This is a genomic window from Saccharicrinis sp. GN24d3 (assembly GCF_052400645.1).
In the GTDB taxonomy this organism is placed as follows: Bacteria; Bacteroidota; Bacteroidia; order Bacteroidales; family Marinilabiliaceae; genus Saccharicrinis.
The window spans coordinates 239549-258259 of record NZ_JBQTGI010000009.1 but is presented as its reverse complement, the minus strand read 5'-3'; the positions used below and the strand labels follow the sequence as shown (position 1 = coordinate 258259).

Sequence of the window (18711 nt, the reverse complement as noted above, 5' to 3'; positions counted from 1 at the left end):
GATCAATTCATCACCGCACCTTTCAACAAAGAAGCACTGGGTGCACAGAGGATCTTAACTGCGTCAAAATCGGTGAATATCCTGACGGCTCGCATATCTCTTGTCGTACAGAACAATACTCACGTCAGTCAACAACATGTTTTAGCGCAGCCAAAACATCTCCGCGACCTCTGCGGTGACTCAAACGGTATGACGATACAACAGCCAACTTACCGGACTCAACTTTACAGGCGCAACCTGGATATACCACATTTATCCTCTGCGGTAAAATTCTTTTCCCTGTTAAACCCGCAATATGCATTAGAAAACCTACCAGGGCTTAAAGAATTTAAACTTTAGCCCTTTAGTCGCGATCACGCCTACACAGGCCAACACCACTAAAACGGCACCTGTGAGTTCCTTTATACTCAAGACCTCTTCAAAGAAAAAGTACCCAATAATTATATTCAAAACCGGCACCATCATATGCATGGACGAGCCTCGGGAAACCGGAACATATTTATACCCTTCGGTCATGACCAACTGACCAATGGCGGATATGACCCCTAGCGCGATCAAGATATAACCCACAGATAAATCGCCATGATGGCTGGAGATATTGGCCGGAAACAAAAACAGCCAGAAACCCACAATACTTTGCGCAAAAAAGATGGCATAAGAAGAGTCCGTGTCATGCAATTTCTTCACCAATATAACAGATATGGCAGATAACAAAGCGCCTCCCATTGCAATCAGCTCGAATACCGTAATTTGGGTAATATCCACGCCCTCCTTCACCGAAAGCATAAAAATCCCGGCAAAGGCCATCAGAACAAACAGCCACTGCACCAACCGCACTTTTTCCTTAAAAACAATCACACTTAACAAAGTCGCAAATACCGGGTACGAATACACATAAACGGTTGCCTTACCAACACCCAGGTTAACGATGGAATAATACATCATAAAAACCGCCAAGCCCCCGGTAAAACCTCGCAACAATAAAAAAGGACTGTTTATAAAATTCAGCTTTATCTTTTTTGTCATGGCAAGCATCCCCAAAATCCCCACTCCTACGGCAAATCGTGTAAACGTAGTGATGGTTGAATTTACTTGCGGAATCATCTTTACCAGTATAGACATGATAGCAAAAGAGATAACCGAAGCCAAAATCAATAAATATCCTTTAAGCTGTTGCATAATTGAGTTTTACTTGCGAAACAAATATAGTTAAATTACCGATTCCCATCAGTAAGTTGATGACTTCAGCATAGAGCTTAATTTTATTTCGTAGATTTGATAATTAATTGTTTAATCGCAATACGAAAACTTAAAAACAAGAAATATGAATAGTAAAGTATCACCTATTATCATAGGCTTGCTCTTAGGAGCCATAGTTCTATTAGTTATTTTTGGAAGCAGAATGTTTCATATTATTCAACCTGGCGAGCGTGCCGTTATTTTTAAGCCGTACACCGTAGGTTTGGATGTGGACAACATTAAAGTGGCCGGACTCACAGTTATTGCCCCTTGGAACCAGGTTATTGTTTACAAGGTAAAAGAGCAGACCCGCGAGGAAACCATGGATGTTTTAGACAAAAACAGTATGTCGATTAACATGGACATTACCGTTCGTTTTAACCCCATTTATGATAGAATCGGACAGTTGCACCAAAAATTTGGTACGGATTACATCAATGTACTCGTTATTCCGGAGGTACGTTCAGTGGTGCGTAGTATAACCGGACGCTACACCGCCGAAGAGCTGTTTTCCACAAAACGTAAAGAAGTTGAAGACCTAATTGAGCTGGAAACATCGGAAGTACTTAAGAAAAACCACATTGAAATGAGGGCATTACTTATTCGCTCCATTCAATTACCTGCACAGATTAAAGCCGCCATTGAAAACAAGCTGCAGCAGGAGCAGGAAGCTTTGGCCTATCAGTTTAAACTGGACAAAGAACGAAGCGAAGCAGAACGTAGGGAAATTGAGGCACAAGGAATTTCTAATTACAACCGCATTATCAGCGCGAGTTTAACGCCTAACATTCTTAAGCAAAAAGGCATCGACGCCACCTTAAAATTGGCCGAGTCGCCGAACACCAAAGTAGTAGTCATTGGCTCCGGCGAAGATGGCTTACCCATGATTCTAGGGAACAACTAAAAGAACACTGAGGCACGGAATAAGAAAAAACTTTTCCGTGTCTCAGCATTGTTTTTAAAGTCACTTGCCCTGTGTGCACCGTCAGCAGCATGCCTAAAAACAGCATAGCAAAACGATGAACCAGGCTCAACCAAATATTCGTTACCGCGATACGGTTAGTAGTAGGCCTGACTACCGGTGGTGCTGGTTCCAGTAATCAGGATGTCGCCCTTGCCTATCTTCAGCGATTTCTTTTTCGATTTCCCCATGGCTCTTACGTAGGCGTGGCTCGACTTTAGTTCGAAAGCCAGATTTTCTTTCGTATTCATTTGAACTTTTATATTTCCCTCTGTTGAGGCAAAAGACGAAGGTGCGGTGAAAACAACTCTTGTCCCCGTTATATTCCCTGTCGAAGATTGCACGGTGTAAACCCCGCTGGTATTAAACAGTTTCATATCCCCATCGAATGTTTTAACCGATATATTTCCTTTGGCAATAGACAGTTTAGTATCACCACTGGTGGATTTCAAGGTAATGTCACCTTTCACATTTTCCACCTCCAGGTTACCTGTGCCACCGTCAACAAATAGTGTACCCTGTGCATCCGCAATATGAATCGGCCCTTTATGGCATTCAATAGCACAATTCCCATTAAAACCTTTTACGTTCACTGTCCCGGTTTTGGTTTTTGCCTTTAAAACCCCCGAAAAACCCTCAGCTTTAAGATCTCCTGCCGGTGAGGTGACAGTAACGCTTCCTTCTACGGAGCTCAAAAAAACATGACCCGATTTAGACAGAACATGTAAACGAATACCCTTTACGCTTGTCGCCTCAACTTTCCCTGACTGTGTTATGGCTTCAATCACGATACCTTCGGGCAACTTTAAAATTACTTCTCCCCAATGCGATTTCCAATGTTCCGGTTTTGTAACCCTAATATTTAAAGTGTCATCCTGCTGATTAACTTCAAAACCGTAGGCTTCCAGATTCTCCTGAGATATAATTACCCCGTTAAAATTTACTACATCGGAACGGTGCCCAGTTAACTTTAGGGAACAGAAATCGGCATTCACCACCACTTTATGAACCCCCCGGAATACATTTTGTTTTTGGGTCGCTATTTCCTGCGCAAAGCTATAGATGCAAAGCATCGTGCAAAGCATACCCGTTGCAAATTTTCTCATAAGTACCATATATAATATTAATAATGCTGGTTTTATTTAAAATTGGTACGCGATGTGTTTTTTTAAGTTTCAACTTTTACTTTAATTTGTAGTTTAAGTCTTGAGCACAGAAAAGTCCCTAATATTGATATAAAGCATACCTTATTAAAAAAAAACAGAACTTGTAAGATATTATTAAAGATTTGAACCCTGGTGCATGGTTAAAATTTACTTGCAAGTTCCATGCGACCATTAAAATCAAAATTTATAAGGTATGAATCAGCTCAAACTTTCAATAAACCCTTGTTTTATAAGTAAATTAGTTATTTTTACAATTATCTAATTGTTAAGAAGTGGATTTCAGCAAGCTAAAAATTCTATATGTATATAGCAGTCAGGGAATATCGGCCCGAACTCATTTGGTGACCACCCAGGGAAACTCAATAGCAAAAACCGGTGCTACCGTGGAGTATTATGATATACCCGGTGTTGGCATGTGGAATTATATTTCGCACATAGGCAAACTCAGGAAGTTTGCAAAAAAAGGTAATTACGATTTAATCCATGCCCAATTTGGCTATTCGGGTTTTACCGCTTCCTTTGCCGGGATAAAGCCGTTGATCGTTTCATTGATGGGTTCTGATTACAGGCTCGAAAAAACGGCATCCAGAATTACCCGATTATTTGCCAATCTGTTTTGGGATTGTACCATCGTAAAATCTCAGAATATGCTTGACACTTTAAAAATTAAAAATGCCAAGATCATCCCTAACGGAATCAATTTCAAACGATTTAAACCTATCGACAGGGAAATAGCGCGCAGGCAAGCCGGTTTCAGCTCGGCGGCACATGTTTTATGGGTGTCTGATCCCCAAAGAAAAGAAAAGAACTTCTCGTTGGCCAGAGAATCCTTTTCCCACATCGAAACCGATGACGTAGAATTAACCATCGTGAACAATGTGGAGATCGATAAGGTTCCTTCGTATTATTACGCCGCAGATGTTTTGCTTTTGACGTCGAGGTGGGAAGGTTCGCCCAATGTGATTAAAGAAGCCATGGCATGCTCGCTGCCCATCGTCTCAACCGATGTGGGAGACGTTGCCGACATGACCAGGGAAGTGGATGGTTGCTTTATTGTGGAAAGTGATCCGGAAGAAATCGCCAATGCACTGGACACCGCGCTTCACTTTGGCAAAAGAACAAACGGCAGGGACAAGGTGAAACACATGGATGTGGAATTTATTTCGAAACGTCTGTTAGATGTTTATCAGGAAGTTCTGAAAGAACATGTGTAAAAAATGGGAGATATCTCAAGTCATATTAAAACCATGATAATTCGTCCTAAAACCTTATTGTTTTATACCGTACTTTCCTTGTTTTTTTTTCAAGCTCTAAATGGACAAAGCAACCCGTATCACCTGGACAATGAGGCAGTCTATGATTTTATCGACGAACTGGCCAACAAAGGCACCATAAACGTTAACAGTTGCGTAAAACCTTATTCGCGTAAGCAAATCGCTCTTTTTTTGTCGGAAGCCGGAAACAACAACAAACTTACTTCCCGTCAAAAAGAAGAGGTAGGATTTTACCTGAAAGATTTCAACAAAGAGTTATATTCTAACAAAGATTTCAATAAACGATTCGACGTTTTTTATTATAGCGATACAACTTTCAAATTATCGGTCAACGCTATTTTCGGAGGCCGTGGTTATGCCAACTCAAATGGTTTTGAACAACACCGGTGGAATGGTGCGCGTTTTTTTGGTTATGTTGGCCAAAACCTTGCGTTTTACGGTAGTTTGCGGGACAACTACGAAAGCGACACCTTCGGATCGCCGGAATATTTAACGCAACACAGGGGCGCCGTATACAAATTAGGGGCAGATAAAAAAGACTACAGCGAAGCCAGGGGTGGCTTGGTTTATAGCTGGAAAACCGGTAATATAGGAGTCGTAAAGGATCATTTCACCTGGGGAAACAATTACAATGGTTCCAACATTTTTTCCGGGCACACGCCAAGTTTTGCCCATATTAAATTCAACCTGAAACCTGCAACATGGCTTGAGATCAACTATCTGCACGGCTGGTTGGCATCAGAAGTGGTGGACAGCGCTGCCTCGTATAATTTATATAACGACACCCGACGCGTATACTCCAACAAATTTATAGCGGCCAACTTAATCACGGTCCAGCCTTGGAAAAAACTGTACTTCTCTATCGGTAACAGCATTGTATATAGCGATGGCGATGTGAATGCCGCCTATCTTATTCCTTTCCTGTTTTACAAATCGGCAGACCACAGCTATAATGGTTCGCGCAACAGCGCCGGGCATAACACCCAAATGTTTTTCGACATCAGCAGCAGAAACCTGAAGAACACGCACTTGTATGCCAGTATTTTTGTCGATGAAATTTCGGTATCGGACATGTTCAACCAAGAAGAACATTCCAATTTCGTCAGTTTAAAACTTGGTGCCAGGGCGACGGACATACTTCCGGATTTAAGCCTAACCGCAGAATACACCAGAACCAACCCCTTTACCTATACCCATTTTATTCCGTCGTTAACCTACGAAAGCAACAGGTATACTTTGGGACATTATTTAAGAGACAATGCCGATGAAATATTTTTATCGGCACGGTACAAACCCATTCGCGGTCTGGATATCCAGCTGTCGTACACGTATTACAGGAAGGGCAAGGACAACCAAAAAATACTGGAAGAAAGCGGAGCCATTGAAAACCTGTGGGGGGACGGGCGAACCGGGTATTCATTTATGGAAGATGTTAAATACAAAAAGGGCGCTATTCAACTTAGAGTATTATACCAAATAATAAACGATGCCTATGCCTATGCAGAGGTTGAAAACTATCATATTTCAGGGGAAGACCAAGAACTGTATACTCCTCCACCTTATGTTGGTGACAACAAGATGATTGTTTTTGGACTTAACTTTGGATTCTAACCATAGACATCAACGAATCTTAATTTGTCCATCATATTTTTTCAAAGCTCAGTCAAAGAAAAACGTACATTATTCAAAACCCGTTAGCACAACTAAATTATTAAGACGAAATTAAGACGAAATTTCACAAAACCTTACAGCATGTTAGATAAATTATTAGCCAAAGAGACTAAACTATCCGTTATCGGCCTGGGATATGTAGGCTTACCTATCGCCCTTGAGTTTGCCAGGAATATGAAAGTGGTAGGTTTCGACATCAAACAGGATCGAATCGACCTGATGAGGCAAGGCATCGACCCCAGCAAGGAACTGAACAAAGAAGACTTTGATGGTTGCGATATCGAGTTTACCAACCAAATTGAAGATGTAAAGGAAGCCACGTTTCATGTTGTTGCGGTTCCTACGCCCATAAACGAACATAACCTACCCAACCTGACCCCATTGCTGAGCGCTTCGAGAACAGTAGGAAAAGCGTTAAAAAAAGGAGATATCGTAGTTTTCGAATCAACCGTTTACCCGGGTTGCACCGAAGAAGATTGCGTACCCATCCTGGAACAGGAATCGGGACTGAAATTTGGCACTGACTTTAAAGTGGGATATTCCCCGGAGAGGATCAATCCGGGCGACAAAGAGCATACCTTAACCAAAATACTGAAAATCGTTTCCGGTAGCGATGCCGAATCACTGGATATCATAGCCGAAGTGTACGCATCCATTATAAAAGCAGGAATCCATAAGGCCAGTTCGATAAAAGTAGCTGAGGCCGCAAAAATTATTGAAAACACACAACGCGATGTAAATATTGCTTTGATGAACGAACTCTCGTTAATTTTTGACCGCATGGATATTAATACCTACGAAGTATTGGAGGCGGCTGGCACCAAATGGAATTTCCTGAAATTCTTCCCTGGTTTGGTGGGAGGACACTGTATTGGTGTAGACCCATACTACCTAACTTACAAAGCAAATGCCTTAGGATACCACTCCAAAATTATTGATGGCGGAAGGGTTATCAACGATTCGATGGGTAGCTACGTAGCCGAGACCACCATTAAAAAACTCATTAAAAAAGGACATAACGTAAACGGCGCCAAAATATTAATTATGGGTGCTACCTTTAAGGAAAATGTAAGCGACATCCGTAATTCGAAAGTAGCCGATGTATATAAGGAGCTCGTTTCGTACAGTGCCCATGTTGACGTGGTGGACCCTTACGCCGATTCCCGCGAGTTACTTGAGGAATATGGCTATGCGTTAATCCCGGAAATAACTAAAAAATACGAAGCGGTTATTTTAGCTGTCAACCATAAAGAATATCTTGACCTTGACGAGGCTTACTTTAAAAGTATCACCAATCACAATGCTGTCTTTGTAGACATCAAAGGTGTATTCCGTGGAAAAATAAACGAATTGGAATATTGGAGTTTGTAAACGAACCCATTCAAATCATTTAAAGCCTAGTTGTTGACTGGGCTTTTTTTGTACCATAAAGTCACCGAAAGTATACATCCACCCCCCTAAATATGGTTATATAATTTATAGTCCAAATCCTGCACATTAACGCACACACATCACTGTATACCTGAACGTTACATATTTCACCCTCATGTACTTTTCGAACATTACATAAACCCGTTCTACATTTAAGCATAGGTATACCTAATTCTTGGGATTTCCGGAAGCTTCCCCCTGGCCTATCTTTGATTCCATAAAATTTAACACCGCCCTACGCAGGTATAAATACTAATAAACAAAACACGTAATTGAATGAAAACTCTTTATCTATTTATGGCATTCATTGTTTGCTCTTTTACTTTTAACGCACAAAATTCCGATAACAACAGGTATTTAAATACAGCGGAAAGATTGATGAAGACTGATGGCAAGCTCACCATTGGCGGTTATGCCGAAGTACACTATAATCAGGCTTTAGATTCGGATATAAAAAACAACGGTACTTTAGACGTTCATCGTGTAGTGATGTTATTTGGATACCAGTTTAACGAAAGAACCCAATTTATCACCGAACTTGAATTTGAACATGTTAGCGAAGTGTATGTTGAACAAGCTTTTTTGCAATATAAAATCAATAACGCACTAAACTTACGTGCGGGATTATTATTGGCTCCAATGGGCATTATCAATGAATATCACGAACCCAACACTTTTAACGGTGTTGAACGTCCACATGTGGACAAGTTGATTGCCCCCACAACCTGGAGGGAAATAGGAGCTGGCTTTACAGGTGTAGTTGTTCCGGCCAATATCCGTTACCAGGCTTACATAATGAACGGCTTTAACGGTTACGATGAGGATAACGGCGGCGGTAAATTTAGAGGTCAGGATGGGCTCCGAAAAGGTCGCCAAAAAGGTGCTGAATCATATATCAGCTCGCCCAACCTGGCTGCCAAGGTGGAGTATTTTGGCATTAGAGGGCTGAACATCGGGTTATCGGGTTATTTCGGAAAATCGCAAAGTACCCTCTATGATGGAATCGAGAAAGACGATAAAAACATGATGGCCATGGCAGATTCTTCCGTTGTAAATATTTCTATGATCGGAGCTGACGTTAGATATTCGAACAGTGGTTTACAGTTAAGAGGCCAATTATATTATAATAGCTTAGGGAACACAAAAGAATATAACGAGTTTACCGGAAAGGACCTTGGCAAGTCAATGCTTGGGTATTATGCCGAAGCCGGTTACAATGTATTCAGTACGATAAGTGAAATTAAATCTGAACTTATTCCGTTTGTACGAGTTGAGAAATATGACACCCACAACTCGGTTGAACAAGGCGCCACAAGAAATAAGGCCTACGCAGCTAATGTAATAACAACAGGAATTACCTGGAAAGTTGCTCCAAATGCGGCTTTTAAAAGCGATTTGCAATTTGTAAAAACCGATGCCGATGACAAAGCAAACGCAACCTTTAATGCTGGTTTTGGCTTGATGTTTTAAAAAACTAAGTGAAGAAAAATAGTTTGTCCTGCCCAATAAAAATGTGCAGGGCAAATTTCTATACGAATTAAAAACAATTAATCATGATGAGATTCCATTTGATATTAACCCTACTGTTCTTGTCCTTTTTTTTCTTTGCAAATGCGGGTCAATCTAAAATTGATTATGCACACAAATCTTTGAAAAAGGAGATAGAAAAAACGTGGAATCGTGATATTAATGATCTTATTGAAATTGGCGTTCACGCTGAACTTCCTTACCAAGGTAAATTTTTTAAAGTACCGGGCACCGACAACAAGATAGTGTATGTTGGTAGAGTAAACAGTTGCAGAGTAGGGGGATGTTCTATTGACCAGGATGCCTACGGCCCTTCGGAATACTTCGATTATTTTATATTTTACGATGAGCATGCCAATATTGAGCTGGTAAAAATTTTCAATTATGCAGCCACTCACGGACATGAGGTCATGGCAAAAGGGTGGCTCAAACAGTTCAGGGGGTTTAACCATCAAAAAGAATTAGAAGTTGGAAAAAACATAGACTCCATTTCCGGCGCCACTATTTCGGTCCATGCCATTACGGAAGATATTAGCGAAAAAACAAAAATGCTGATTAGTTATATAAACAGCAGCCCTGTCAGTACTTCCAACTATTAATTCCAATTGATTTTTTCCATATGATGGCTAGCGATCAATAGGTAGCGGAAATGTAACTTAACATAGTCGTACTCTCTTATTATTCCACACATTGCCCCCTAATGTCTACAACATGTGAAAATTATGGGCAAATAATCTATTCCTAAAGAAAACCATTTCTTAACGCAACCATAACGTTTTTTTAACGTCCGTACGTTCGTCACAAAAAGCTGCACACTCCTCAAACTTATAATGACTTAGCATCTTTCTATTATAACTTTATAGTTGTAACTTAAGTACAATACCTGCGCACTACAGGTGTTTAAAAACATATTTAAAATTGCCGTGAAAATAATTTTTGGACTCATTATTGATATGATGAAAACAAGGTATACAAAAAATAGAGATTATTATTAACCATTTAAATTTTTATACATTATGATTAAGGAAAAAGCGAGAACCGAGACTAACTTAGAGGATAAAATTATTTCCTTTGTTAGTGAGAAACAACCTGTTCACATTGGTGAAATATTCAAAACACTTAGAATATCTCAAACCAAAGGGATGAATTATGTAACTTCAATGATTAACCAAGGTAAACTGATTTATGCATCACATAACCAAGTTAACGCATTCTAATCCATCAAATCCGGGTATTTTACTCAGCCCTAAACCACACTTCTGAACTTCCCTCAAGGTAACAATTGACGGGAAGTTTTTTTATGCCCATACCCCAGATAAGACTTTATAGAGCTGTTAATCTAACGCATAAAAAAAACCTCTTCTTCGTTTCGAAAAAGAGGCCTCATTCAGTTATTGAACACCCCATAACAACCATCATCGGGAAGCGTATTTTCCTGACAAGCGTAACGCAGTTGTTGGCGTTTTCTGATAGCCACTACTTAATCATCCAAACCGATATACCTTAACACATAGTACAACAAGGTAACCAAGGATGACAATGCTGCCACCACATATGTATACGCCGCCCATTTTAATGCATCTTTAGCTTTGTCGTGAACAGCACCCGTTGCCACACCGCTGCTGTTTAACCACACCAAGGCCCTTTGGGTTGCGTTTATCTCAACAGGTAAGGTAATAAATGCGAACAAGGTAAAAATGGTATAACAACCGATAATAATCTGTAATGCCAGTTTATACGGTAAAAGTCCCGGAAGCAAAAAGGCGCCAAAAATCATTGCTATAAAAATAAAATTCAATACCCTACCGCTAACATTTTGCAAAGGAACCAGCGCCGAACGCAACTCAAGAGGGGCATATCCCTGGGCGTGTTGTACGGCATGACCACATTCGTGCGCTGCCACTGCCGCCGAGGAAACTCCATGACCGGAATAAACCTCCGGGCTAAGATTCACAGTTCGGTTAGCGGGGTTGTAATGATCGGTCAGCTGACCTGGCACCGACACCACTTTCACATCGTAGATACCATTGTCTCTCAACATTTTCTCTGCAACATCTTTCCCAGCCATTCCGTACGACATGGGAACTTTGGCATACTTTCTAAATTTAGATTTCAACCTTGAACTCACTATCCAGCTCAAGACTAAAAAAGCGCCAAATATCAATAATAAGATTGGATCATACATATCTCTTGTTTTTTTAAATTTACTATTTTTTTTATCTCAAAAACTTTGCCACTGCCGAATTTTTATGCCAAAGGAAACTCTACAATGAAAGAAGTACCAAATCCACTGACACTTTCGCAGCGAATACTGCCATTCATGACATCCACATACTTTTTCACGATATACAACCCCAACCCGGAAGTGGGCTGCACATCATCTTTCATGTTCCTCAATCTGCTGTACTTTTTAAATATTTTCTCCTTCTCCTCTTCCTGGAGTCCGGGCCCATTGTCGTGTACCTCAATTTTCACGTTATTATCATCCGACATGGCTATTAATTGAACATCTGTGTTTTCCGGTGAAAACCGAATGGCATTGGAAAGCAGGTTTTCGATTATTTTCACTAATAAATTCATATCCAGCCAAACATCAAACTTTTTGGAACTAATGTTAACCCGAATGTTTTTATCGCGGGCCTCTCCATCTAAACCATTGACAATCCCCTGAAGAACAGGCATCAGCTCAAATCGCTGCGGTTGGTAGGTGTAATTGTCGTTTTCAATATTTCTCACTTCCAGCACTTTGTTAACCACTTCGTTCTGCTTCCTTAAAATCTTTAGCATGCCACTCAGGAAGTTTCTTTGCTCCTCGGTACAATTATCGGATTTCTTCAGGAAACTTTGTATATCACCAATAGATAGATTTAAAGGTTCTTGTATTCCCTTAACAAACAAGGAAAACAATTGGCTTTTCTCCACATTCAATTCTTCCAAAAGCTGCTTTTGCTTATCCAAAACATCTTTTTCTCCCAAAACATCTTCGTGCTTATGCTGTAATACTTTCTGCTCCTGAACTAAGGATTGATATTTAATGGCATTGTCGAGTGCGATTGAAGCATAATTGGCGATATTCTTTATAAAGTTAAAATGATATGAGGTATAGGCATTCTTCTTTAAACTTTGAACAGAAATAACCCCTATCACCTCATGCGAGGTTTTTAGTGGAATATATATCGCCGACTCTGATTCTTCCCCATTCGGGACAGGTCTTAATTCAGATACATACTGCTTGTATTCGTTATAAAAATCACGAATAAGAATGTCCCTGTCATGGGTAAAGGAGTACACCGCCAGGCGTTCTTTGTCCTCGATCAAATACCTGAGAAATGGCTGTCGCTCCCCCATCAAATAATTATGCGTAAAATCTATCGACTTTTCGCCCGCATTGTACATTCCAATCAAAAAAACATCGGTGCTCATCACCTTCGACACCGATTGGTACAGTAGTTCCGAAATCCTGTCCATAGACAGTTTAGAAGTTACCAACTGACCAATGCTGGTTAAACGCTCAAGATCCTTGTTACTATCTTTTAACGACTTGGCTTGCTGCTCCAACTGTTTTTTTTGATCCACCAATGTTTCCGTTTGGCTTTTAATCTCTGCTTGTTGTTTTTGGATCTCCAGCTTGTTTTTTACCAGTTTTGCCTCAAGTTCATCCTTTAATCTCTTTTCCTTGGCAATCCTCATCCTAATGAACCAAAGCACCAACCCTACAACAAACAGAATTCCTAAAATCCGAACAATGCTGTATTGGTACCACGCAGGCCTGATTTCAAAAGAATAGGATGCTCCTTCTTCATTCCAAACCCCGTCATTATTACATGCCAATACCTTAAATGTATATCTTCCCGGGCTCAGGGCGGGGTAAAACGCCATGTTAAAATCATTGTCGGGCGACCACTCCTGCTCTATCGGCTCTAACTTCCATTTGTACTTTATTTTCTCCGGCACAGTATAACTCAATCCGTCAAAGACAAAGGACAAGTGACTTCTGTTGTACGGTAAGCTTAAGTTTTGCGGTAAGGAAAACCAAGGGCTTATAGAATCGTATTCTGCCTTAATTGAATCCAAATCCCACTTGGGTTGCTGAAAATTGAGCAACACCTCACGAAGGTATACGGGCGGTTCCAAATAATTGGGCCGCTCGGCATCCGGGTTATACATCATGGCACCTTTTATCGTACCAAACCACAACCTGCCTTCCCTGTCCAACAGGTTACATCCACCGTTGTTCTCGATACCAATGAAACCGTCATCTTTATCAAAGTTTTGGATGGAAACCAATTCTCCTGTTTGATCCAGTGTTAATTTATCCACCCCATTTTGGGTTCCTGCCCAAATATTTCCTTCCGTATCGGCAATGACAGAATAAATATTGTCCGACCTGACCCCTGTGGAAGTATCAAAATAAGTGAATTTTTCGCCATCGTACCTGTTTAAGCCACCGGTAAAAGTGGCAAACCATATGTTGCCCACTTTATCCTCTGCCGATTGCAACACCCACGACGAGTTGAGCTGGTTCAAATCGGAAAAATGCGTAAAACTTTCATTGTCGTATTTGAACACTCCTTTGGTAGTAGAAATCCAAATATTCTGGTTAGAATCGATGAACAGGTTAGTAATGAAGGGGGAAGTCAGTCCTGAATTATGCGGTGTGAACCACTCGTTTTTACTTCCCGAAACATGCTTGGCCAGGCCTTTTCCGTAAATAGCCATCCAGATAGTATCTCCATTCTGAACCATATCAACAACCGGGGTTCGAGGCTTTAAACCATATTTCTTTTCTACAGGTACAAAACTCTTTTTGTTATATTCGAACAGACCGCCCAGTGTTGCAACAAGTATATGGCCGTTTTTAAGCTCAACCATTTTTCGGGCTTGAGCCATATCTGCCTCCGCCGAGGCCTCCAACAATTCTACCTTTTCGCCATCGAAAACCGAAATGGTGTTGTTGTCGTCGCCCATATAAACATTCCCCTTGCGGTCCTGGAAAATACTTCTTATAATATTTCCTCCCAGCCCGCTCTCCTGATTAAAAGAAACAAATTTCTCGCCTCCATATTTAAAAAGACCGGAACCACTGGTGCCGAACCACATATTCCCTTCCCGGTCTTCGCCAAAAGAAGTAACCAATGACGTCTTTAAACCGTTCGTTTTATTGAACAGCTTGATTCTGTTGTCATTAAACCAAACAATTCCTCCCGAAGCCACAGCGATCCATACCCCACCGTTCCGATCTTCATAGGTCCGAAACACCCTATCCAAAGAAATCTCCTTAGGCCATTCCATGTTTCTTATCTTTCCATCCAGGGCTAACAGTAACAAATCCTGTTTACTGTTTTCCTTCCCGAAGGAAAGCACCCATTGGTTTCTGTATTTATCCTGTAGCAGAGGAATCAGTATTCGATCCTCCAACCCATACTTTTTATGGATATCCGATTGCTTAATCTCGCCATTCTCAATTTCATAAACGCCTTCGTTGGTTGACACCATAATTTTTTTGGAGCCAGATCCCGACATGAAAAATATTTTTTTGTCTTTAAAAACCTCGGCGTTATCACGGGTAAAATCACGCACGCCTTGATCCGAAAAATGGTAGATCACTCTATTACCGGATACACTCCTGGCCATCAACCACAACGAACCATCCATCATCTCAAGAAACTGCATACGATCCTGAAAAATGGCGGTATCTGACTTTATGTAATACTTGAAATCCTTTCCGTTATATTTTGTGACACCTTTGGGAGAGCCAATCCATAAATCGTAATTATTGTCGGAATACAATCCCATGACCAGGTCCTCGAGCAACCCGTCCTTTTTTGTCATCACTTCAAAGTCAATACCGTTAAAACGACACAAACCTCCTCCGTTGGTCCCCAGCCATAAATAGCCGAATTTATCCTCGGCAATATCATTCACCTCAGATTGAGGCAAGCCTTCCTCCAGGGAATATTGACGGAAAAAGTGATGTTGACCGCTCAAGACAGGCGGTAACATTGAAATAATAAAAATAATATGTATAAATCTTAACTTCATATGCGTTAACTCATTCAGAAGCCACATCTCAATAACCTCATAAAAAACCAAAGTATAAAGACACAGCTCAATTAATCCCAATAAAAAAAACAGTTTTCCATAACCATCCAAAACAACATCTGTATTGAGGATACATCAAAAGGCTTAACCCAAATAATTCAAGAATTAATCTGTCTCCGACAGGGACTGAATTTCAGTAAAACTTTTTTCCAAAGATTTACTTCAGCTATTTGTGGCTAACCGGAACAGTATTCATATTTGAGTGTGTTTATGAATAGTTCAGGTTAAAAGAAAGACAATGAAACCGGACTAAAACCTGAAATATATAAATGGTTTTATATCCATAAGGCTAAATTGGTAAATAATTACACAAAAAGCAACTACTATTATCATCTTTATAACAACATTTGCCCTAATAAGGTTGTATTTTATTAATTTTTCCAATTCGGATGGCAACCAATGAATCATATAGCCCAAAAACATCACAAACAACACATTTGAGTATGACAAAAACAATTGCTTGATGTCATAAATAGAAAAGGCGGTTTTTAATCGTATAAAAAACAATTGCAAGGTTTCCAGGTCGGGCGAACGGAACACAATCCATGTAAACACCAAAAAATGAAATGTGAACAAAAACCCGATAAACCTTGGTATTTTTAGGTGAATTCTTTTAAATGCTCCAAGCAGCATTTTCTCCAGCAATAAGGCCAATCCATGCAAAGCCCCCCAAATGACAAACATCCAGCCTGCGCCATGCCATAACCCTCCCAGCAACATGGTAATCATCAGGTTAATTCCTCTGCGAATAGTCCCGCGCCTGTTTCCCCCAAGTGGGATGTACAAATAATCGCGCAGCCAGGATGACAGGGAGATATGCCACCTTCTCCAAAAATCCGTAACGGAGGTGGCCACATAAGGAAGATTAAAGTTATCGGGTAGTTTAAAACCCAGGATAAGTGCCACTCCAATAGCGATATCGGTATATCCGGAAAAGTCGCAATATATTTGCATGGTATAGGCGTATGCGCCCATCAGCAATTCAATGCCGCTATACATCATAGGCGCATCAAAGACTCTATCAACCAGGTTCACCGAGAGATAATCAGAGATGACCATTTTTTTGAACAATCCGCCCAAGATCAACCATACAGCCGACCAAAATCTTTTTTCGGACAGCACATACTTTTTATGCAATTGCGGAATAAACTCCCACGCTCTTACGATAGGTCCTGCTACCAATTGTGGAAAAAAGGAAACATAAAACCCGAAGTCCAGAATATTTTTAACCGGCTTAATCCGCTTTCGATAAACATCGATAGAATAACTGATGGTTTGAAAAGTGAAGAAGGAAATGCCCACGGGCAAAAGGATATACGTTGCATCCAGACTAGTATTAAAAATCGCATTGGTAAACATGGAAAAATAATTGACCACGTTCACCTGGATTCCTGATACCTGGTATAGAAAGTCGGCAAAAAAATAAGTGTATTTGAAATAACCTAATACCCCCAGATTTACCAGTAAGCTGAGCACCACTAAAAGCTTCCGGACGCTCTTCTTTTTAGCCTTCCCAATTCCCAGGCCAATGGAATAATCAACAATGGTCGAAAAAAACAACAGAAAAAAGTAATAACCCCCTGCTTTGTAATAGAAAAAAATGCTGGCAACAAATAGGAATGCATTGCGCAAAACGCTGCGCTTGAACAAAAGCGCATTACCCAACAGCACCACACCAAAGAAAACCCAAAACAGATAATGTGTAAAAACAAAACCTGCATTGGGGTTATATCTTAATATTCCTATAATATATTCCAAACGTAGTTAGCTTGTTAATTTGAAACTAAAAGTAATGGTTTTCCTTTTCACTTTGTCGAAAGTAAGTTTTTTTTGTAATCCTCATACTCACTCATAATGGCTTTATATAACCAATCGGCAACTTTTTTGCCGCCAGGTTTACTAAAGTGGGTGTAATCGGACATTGCCAATTTAGGGTCGCCGTTGACCCATTTTAATATTGATCCTTCACCACCCATGGCCTCGAAGAGATCAAAAAAGGCAAATCCAGCCTTAAAGGCGGCTTCTTTTTGGGCTTCCTTAATTTTGAATATGTGCTTATACGAGTGTGCTTTACCGTCAATTAGCTTACCCACGTCGCCTACACCTACGACCAACACCGGAACACCCGGCATGGTTTTTTTCAAAATCTCTAACTGACGATAAAAAGTCAAACTGTAAAAATCATAATTTTCTGTCACAGTAGGAACCATGTTGGTACCGTATTGCAATATCACCAAACCTATGTTCATATATTCGGCCATGGATTTGTACAATAAAGTATCCGTTTTATCGAGTCTGGGGGAAGACTGTCCCCGCATAGAAATATTATCCACTGACACTCCACTTAAACTGTCCAGGCTCATTCCCAAAAACAAAGGGCTTTGTTCAGACTCAAAACTGAGGGAGAATCTGCGTGGGGCACGCTTGAAGGTCCAATTGATTTCTGTAATCCCATCATCTACTTGCAGTGAGTCAGAACTAATTAAATCATTCCCCCAATACGCATCAATAACCAAAGGCTTTTCAATATTTTTCAAAAACAATCGCGACTTATAATAATTTGTAGCCCTGGGCTGCGCCATGGACGATTGACTTACCTCGACGCGTGATCCGGCGATTGCCGGATCAATCTTGGCCACTTTGCCCATGATTCCGTATTGATTACCTTCGATGATCCGGGGATATTGATACACCAGATGTTCGCTCCAAGCTCCCTTGTTATTGATCCAGACAGTAGGAAATTGTTTTTTCGGATCATACAACGGGATCAAACCCGGACCGGATCCTTTAAATTGCCGTTGAAAACTCTCCCGCAAATATTTTGAGATGCGATCGCCTTCAATTTGCGAATCGCCCATGTGCATAATTCGAATTACCCTGTTTAGCTCATCCGCTGATTCAATTTCCTGATAAAAGGAATACAACATCCTCTTAAACGCGGAAGGGTATTGTAGTTTAAGTTTTTGAATGATACTATCTTCTGCCAACGAATCAGGCTTGGAAACAATAGTTAAATTTACAGAATCCTTTTTTTCTTTTCGAACGCCGGCCAACTCCAAGGAATCAACAACTTGAAGTGAATCTATCTCTATTGGATCTGACTCTGTCACTGATTCTGTAGGTATGTTTTTCTTTAACAAATTATCAAAAGAAATCCAACGGACTTTATAACCGGATTCACCCAGCTCTATTCCTTCTTTAGGAATGAAATAACCCAACGCCCCAAATAATACCAGAACGATAATGTAGTATAAAAATATTTTGGGAGGTTTTATCATACCTTCATTTCATTACATTTTACGCAAACATACACACAATATATTCCTTGAAAAAATGAAAT

The 18711-nt window shown here is 40.4% G+C and carries 13 protein-coding genes; 7 read left to right on the top strand and 6 right to left on the bottom strand.

The features are described from left to right. Nucleotides 1–309: 309 nt before the first annotated feature. A complete protein-coding gene (locus ACT29I_RS12775) occupies nucleotides 310–1179 on the bottom strand; it encodes a DMT family transporter (protein ID WP_430935805.1) in 870 nt (289 codons plus the stop codon). A gap of 145 nt (nucleotides 1180–1324) precedes the next feature. Here ACT29I_RS12775 and ACT29I_RS12770 point away from each other — a divergent pair, with 145 nt between their 5' ends. Next, a complete protein-coding gene (locus ACT29I_RS12770; protein ID WP_430935807.1) occupies nucleotides 1325–2143 on the top strand; it encodes a prohibitin family protein in 819 nt (272 codons plus the stop codon). Between the two features lie 155 nt (nucleotides 2144–2298). On the opposite strand, the gene ACT29I_RS12765 is transcribed toward ACT29I_RS12770, so the two are convergent. Then, nucleotides 2299–3306 (bottom strand): DUF4097 family beta strand repeat-containing protein, encoded by a 1008-nt coding sequence (locus ACT29I_RS12765; protein WP_430935809.1) that lies wholly within the window; start codon nucleotides 3304–3306, stop codon nucleotides 2299–2301. Nucleotides 3307–3638: 332 nt separating this feature from the next. Between ACT29I_RS12765 and ACT29I_RS12760 the strand changes: the two genes are divergently transcribed. The 6 genes from ACT29I_RS12760 (at nucleotide 3639) to ACT29I_RS12735 (ending at nucleotide 10486) form a co-directional block, all read left to right on the top strand. Further along, nucleotides 3639–4580 carry a glycosyltransferase gene (locus tag ACT29I_RS12760; protein ID WP_430935811.1) on the top strand — a complete coding sequence of 314 codons (942 nt, stop codon included), beginning with the start codon at nucleotides 3639–3641 and terminating at the stop codon, nucleotides 4578–4580. A 3-nt stretch (nucleotides 4581–4583) separates the two neighbouring features. Then, nucleotides 4584–6251 carry a hypothetical protein gene (locus ACT29I_RS12755; RefSeq protein WP_444793609.1) on the top strand — a complete coding sequence of 556 codons (1668 nt, stop codon included), beginning with the start codon at nucleotides 4584–4586 and terminating at the stop codon, nucleotides 6249–6251. A gap of 141 nt (nucleotides 6252–6392) precedes the next feature. Next, nucleotides 6393–7682: a nucleotide sugar dehydrogenase gene (locus tag ACT29I_RS12750; RefSeq protein WP_444793608.1), complete on the top strand. Its 1290-nt coding sequence runs from the start codon at nucleotides 6393–6395 to the stop codon at nucleotides 7680–7682. Between the two features lie 336 nt (nucleotides 7683–8018). Next, the gene (locus ACT29I_RS12745; RefSeq protein ID WP_444793607.1) at nucleotides 8019–9212 is read left to right on the top strand and encodes a hypothetical protein; all 1194 of its coding nucleotides are present in this window, start codon (nucleotides 8019–8021) and stop codon (nucleotides 9210–9212) included. A gap of 83 nt (nucleotides 9213–9295) precedes the next feature. After that, complete coding sequence (locus ACT29I_RS12740) at nucleotides 9296–9868, top strand: FMN-binding protein (RefSeq protein WP_430935819.1); 573 nt, start codon at nucleotides 9296–9298, stop codon at nucleotides 9866–9868. A gap of 417 nt (nucleotides 9869–10285) precedes the next feature. Next, nucleotides 10286–10486, top strand: coding sequence for a hypothetical protein (locus ACT29I_RS12735; RefSeq protein ID WP_430935821.1), 201 nt, complete (start codon nucleotides 10286–10288; stop codon nucleotides 10484–10486). A gap of 263 nt (nucleotides 10487–10749) precedes the next feature. On the opposite strand, the gene ACT29I_RS12730 is transcribed toward ACT29I_RS12735, so the two are convergent. From ACT29I_RS12730 to ACT29I_RS12715, 4 genes are all read right to left on the bottom strand, one after another. Then, the gene (locus ACT29I_RS12730; RefSeq protein ID WP_430935823.1) at nucleotides 10750–11454 is read right to left on the bottom strand and encodes a zinc metallopeptidase; all 705 of its coding nucleotides are present in this window, start codon (nucleotides 11452–11454) and stop codon (nucleotides 10750–10752) included. Between the two features lie 62 nt (nucleotides 11455–11516). Then, entirely contained in the window at nucleotides 11517–15311 is a 3795-nt protein-coding gene (locus tag ACT29I_RS12725; protein ID WP_444793606.1) for a sensor histidine kinase, read from the bottom strand. A gap of 309 nt (nucleotides 15312–15620) precedes the next feature. Beyond that, nucleotides 15621–17129: an MBOAT family O-acyltransferase gene (locus tag ACT29I_RS12720; RefSeq protein ID WP_444793605.1), complete on the bottom strand. Its 1509-nt coding sequence runs from the start codon at nucleotides 17127–17129 to the stop codon at nucleotides 15621–15623. A 47-nt stretch (nucleotides 17130–17176) separates the two neighbouring features. Next, nucleotides 17177–18649, bottom strand: a complete 1473-nt coding sequence (locus tag ACT29I_RS12715) for a hypothetical protein (protein WP_430935829.1) — start codon at nucleotides 18647–18649, stop codon at nucleotides 17177–17179. Nucleotides 18650–18711 lie beyond the last annotated feature (62 nt).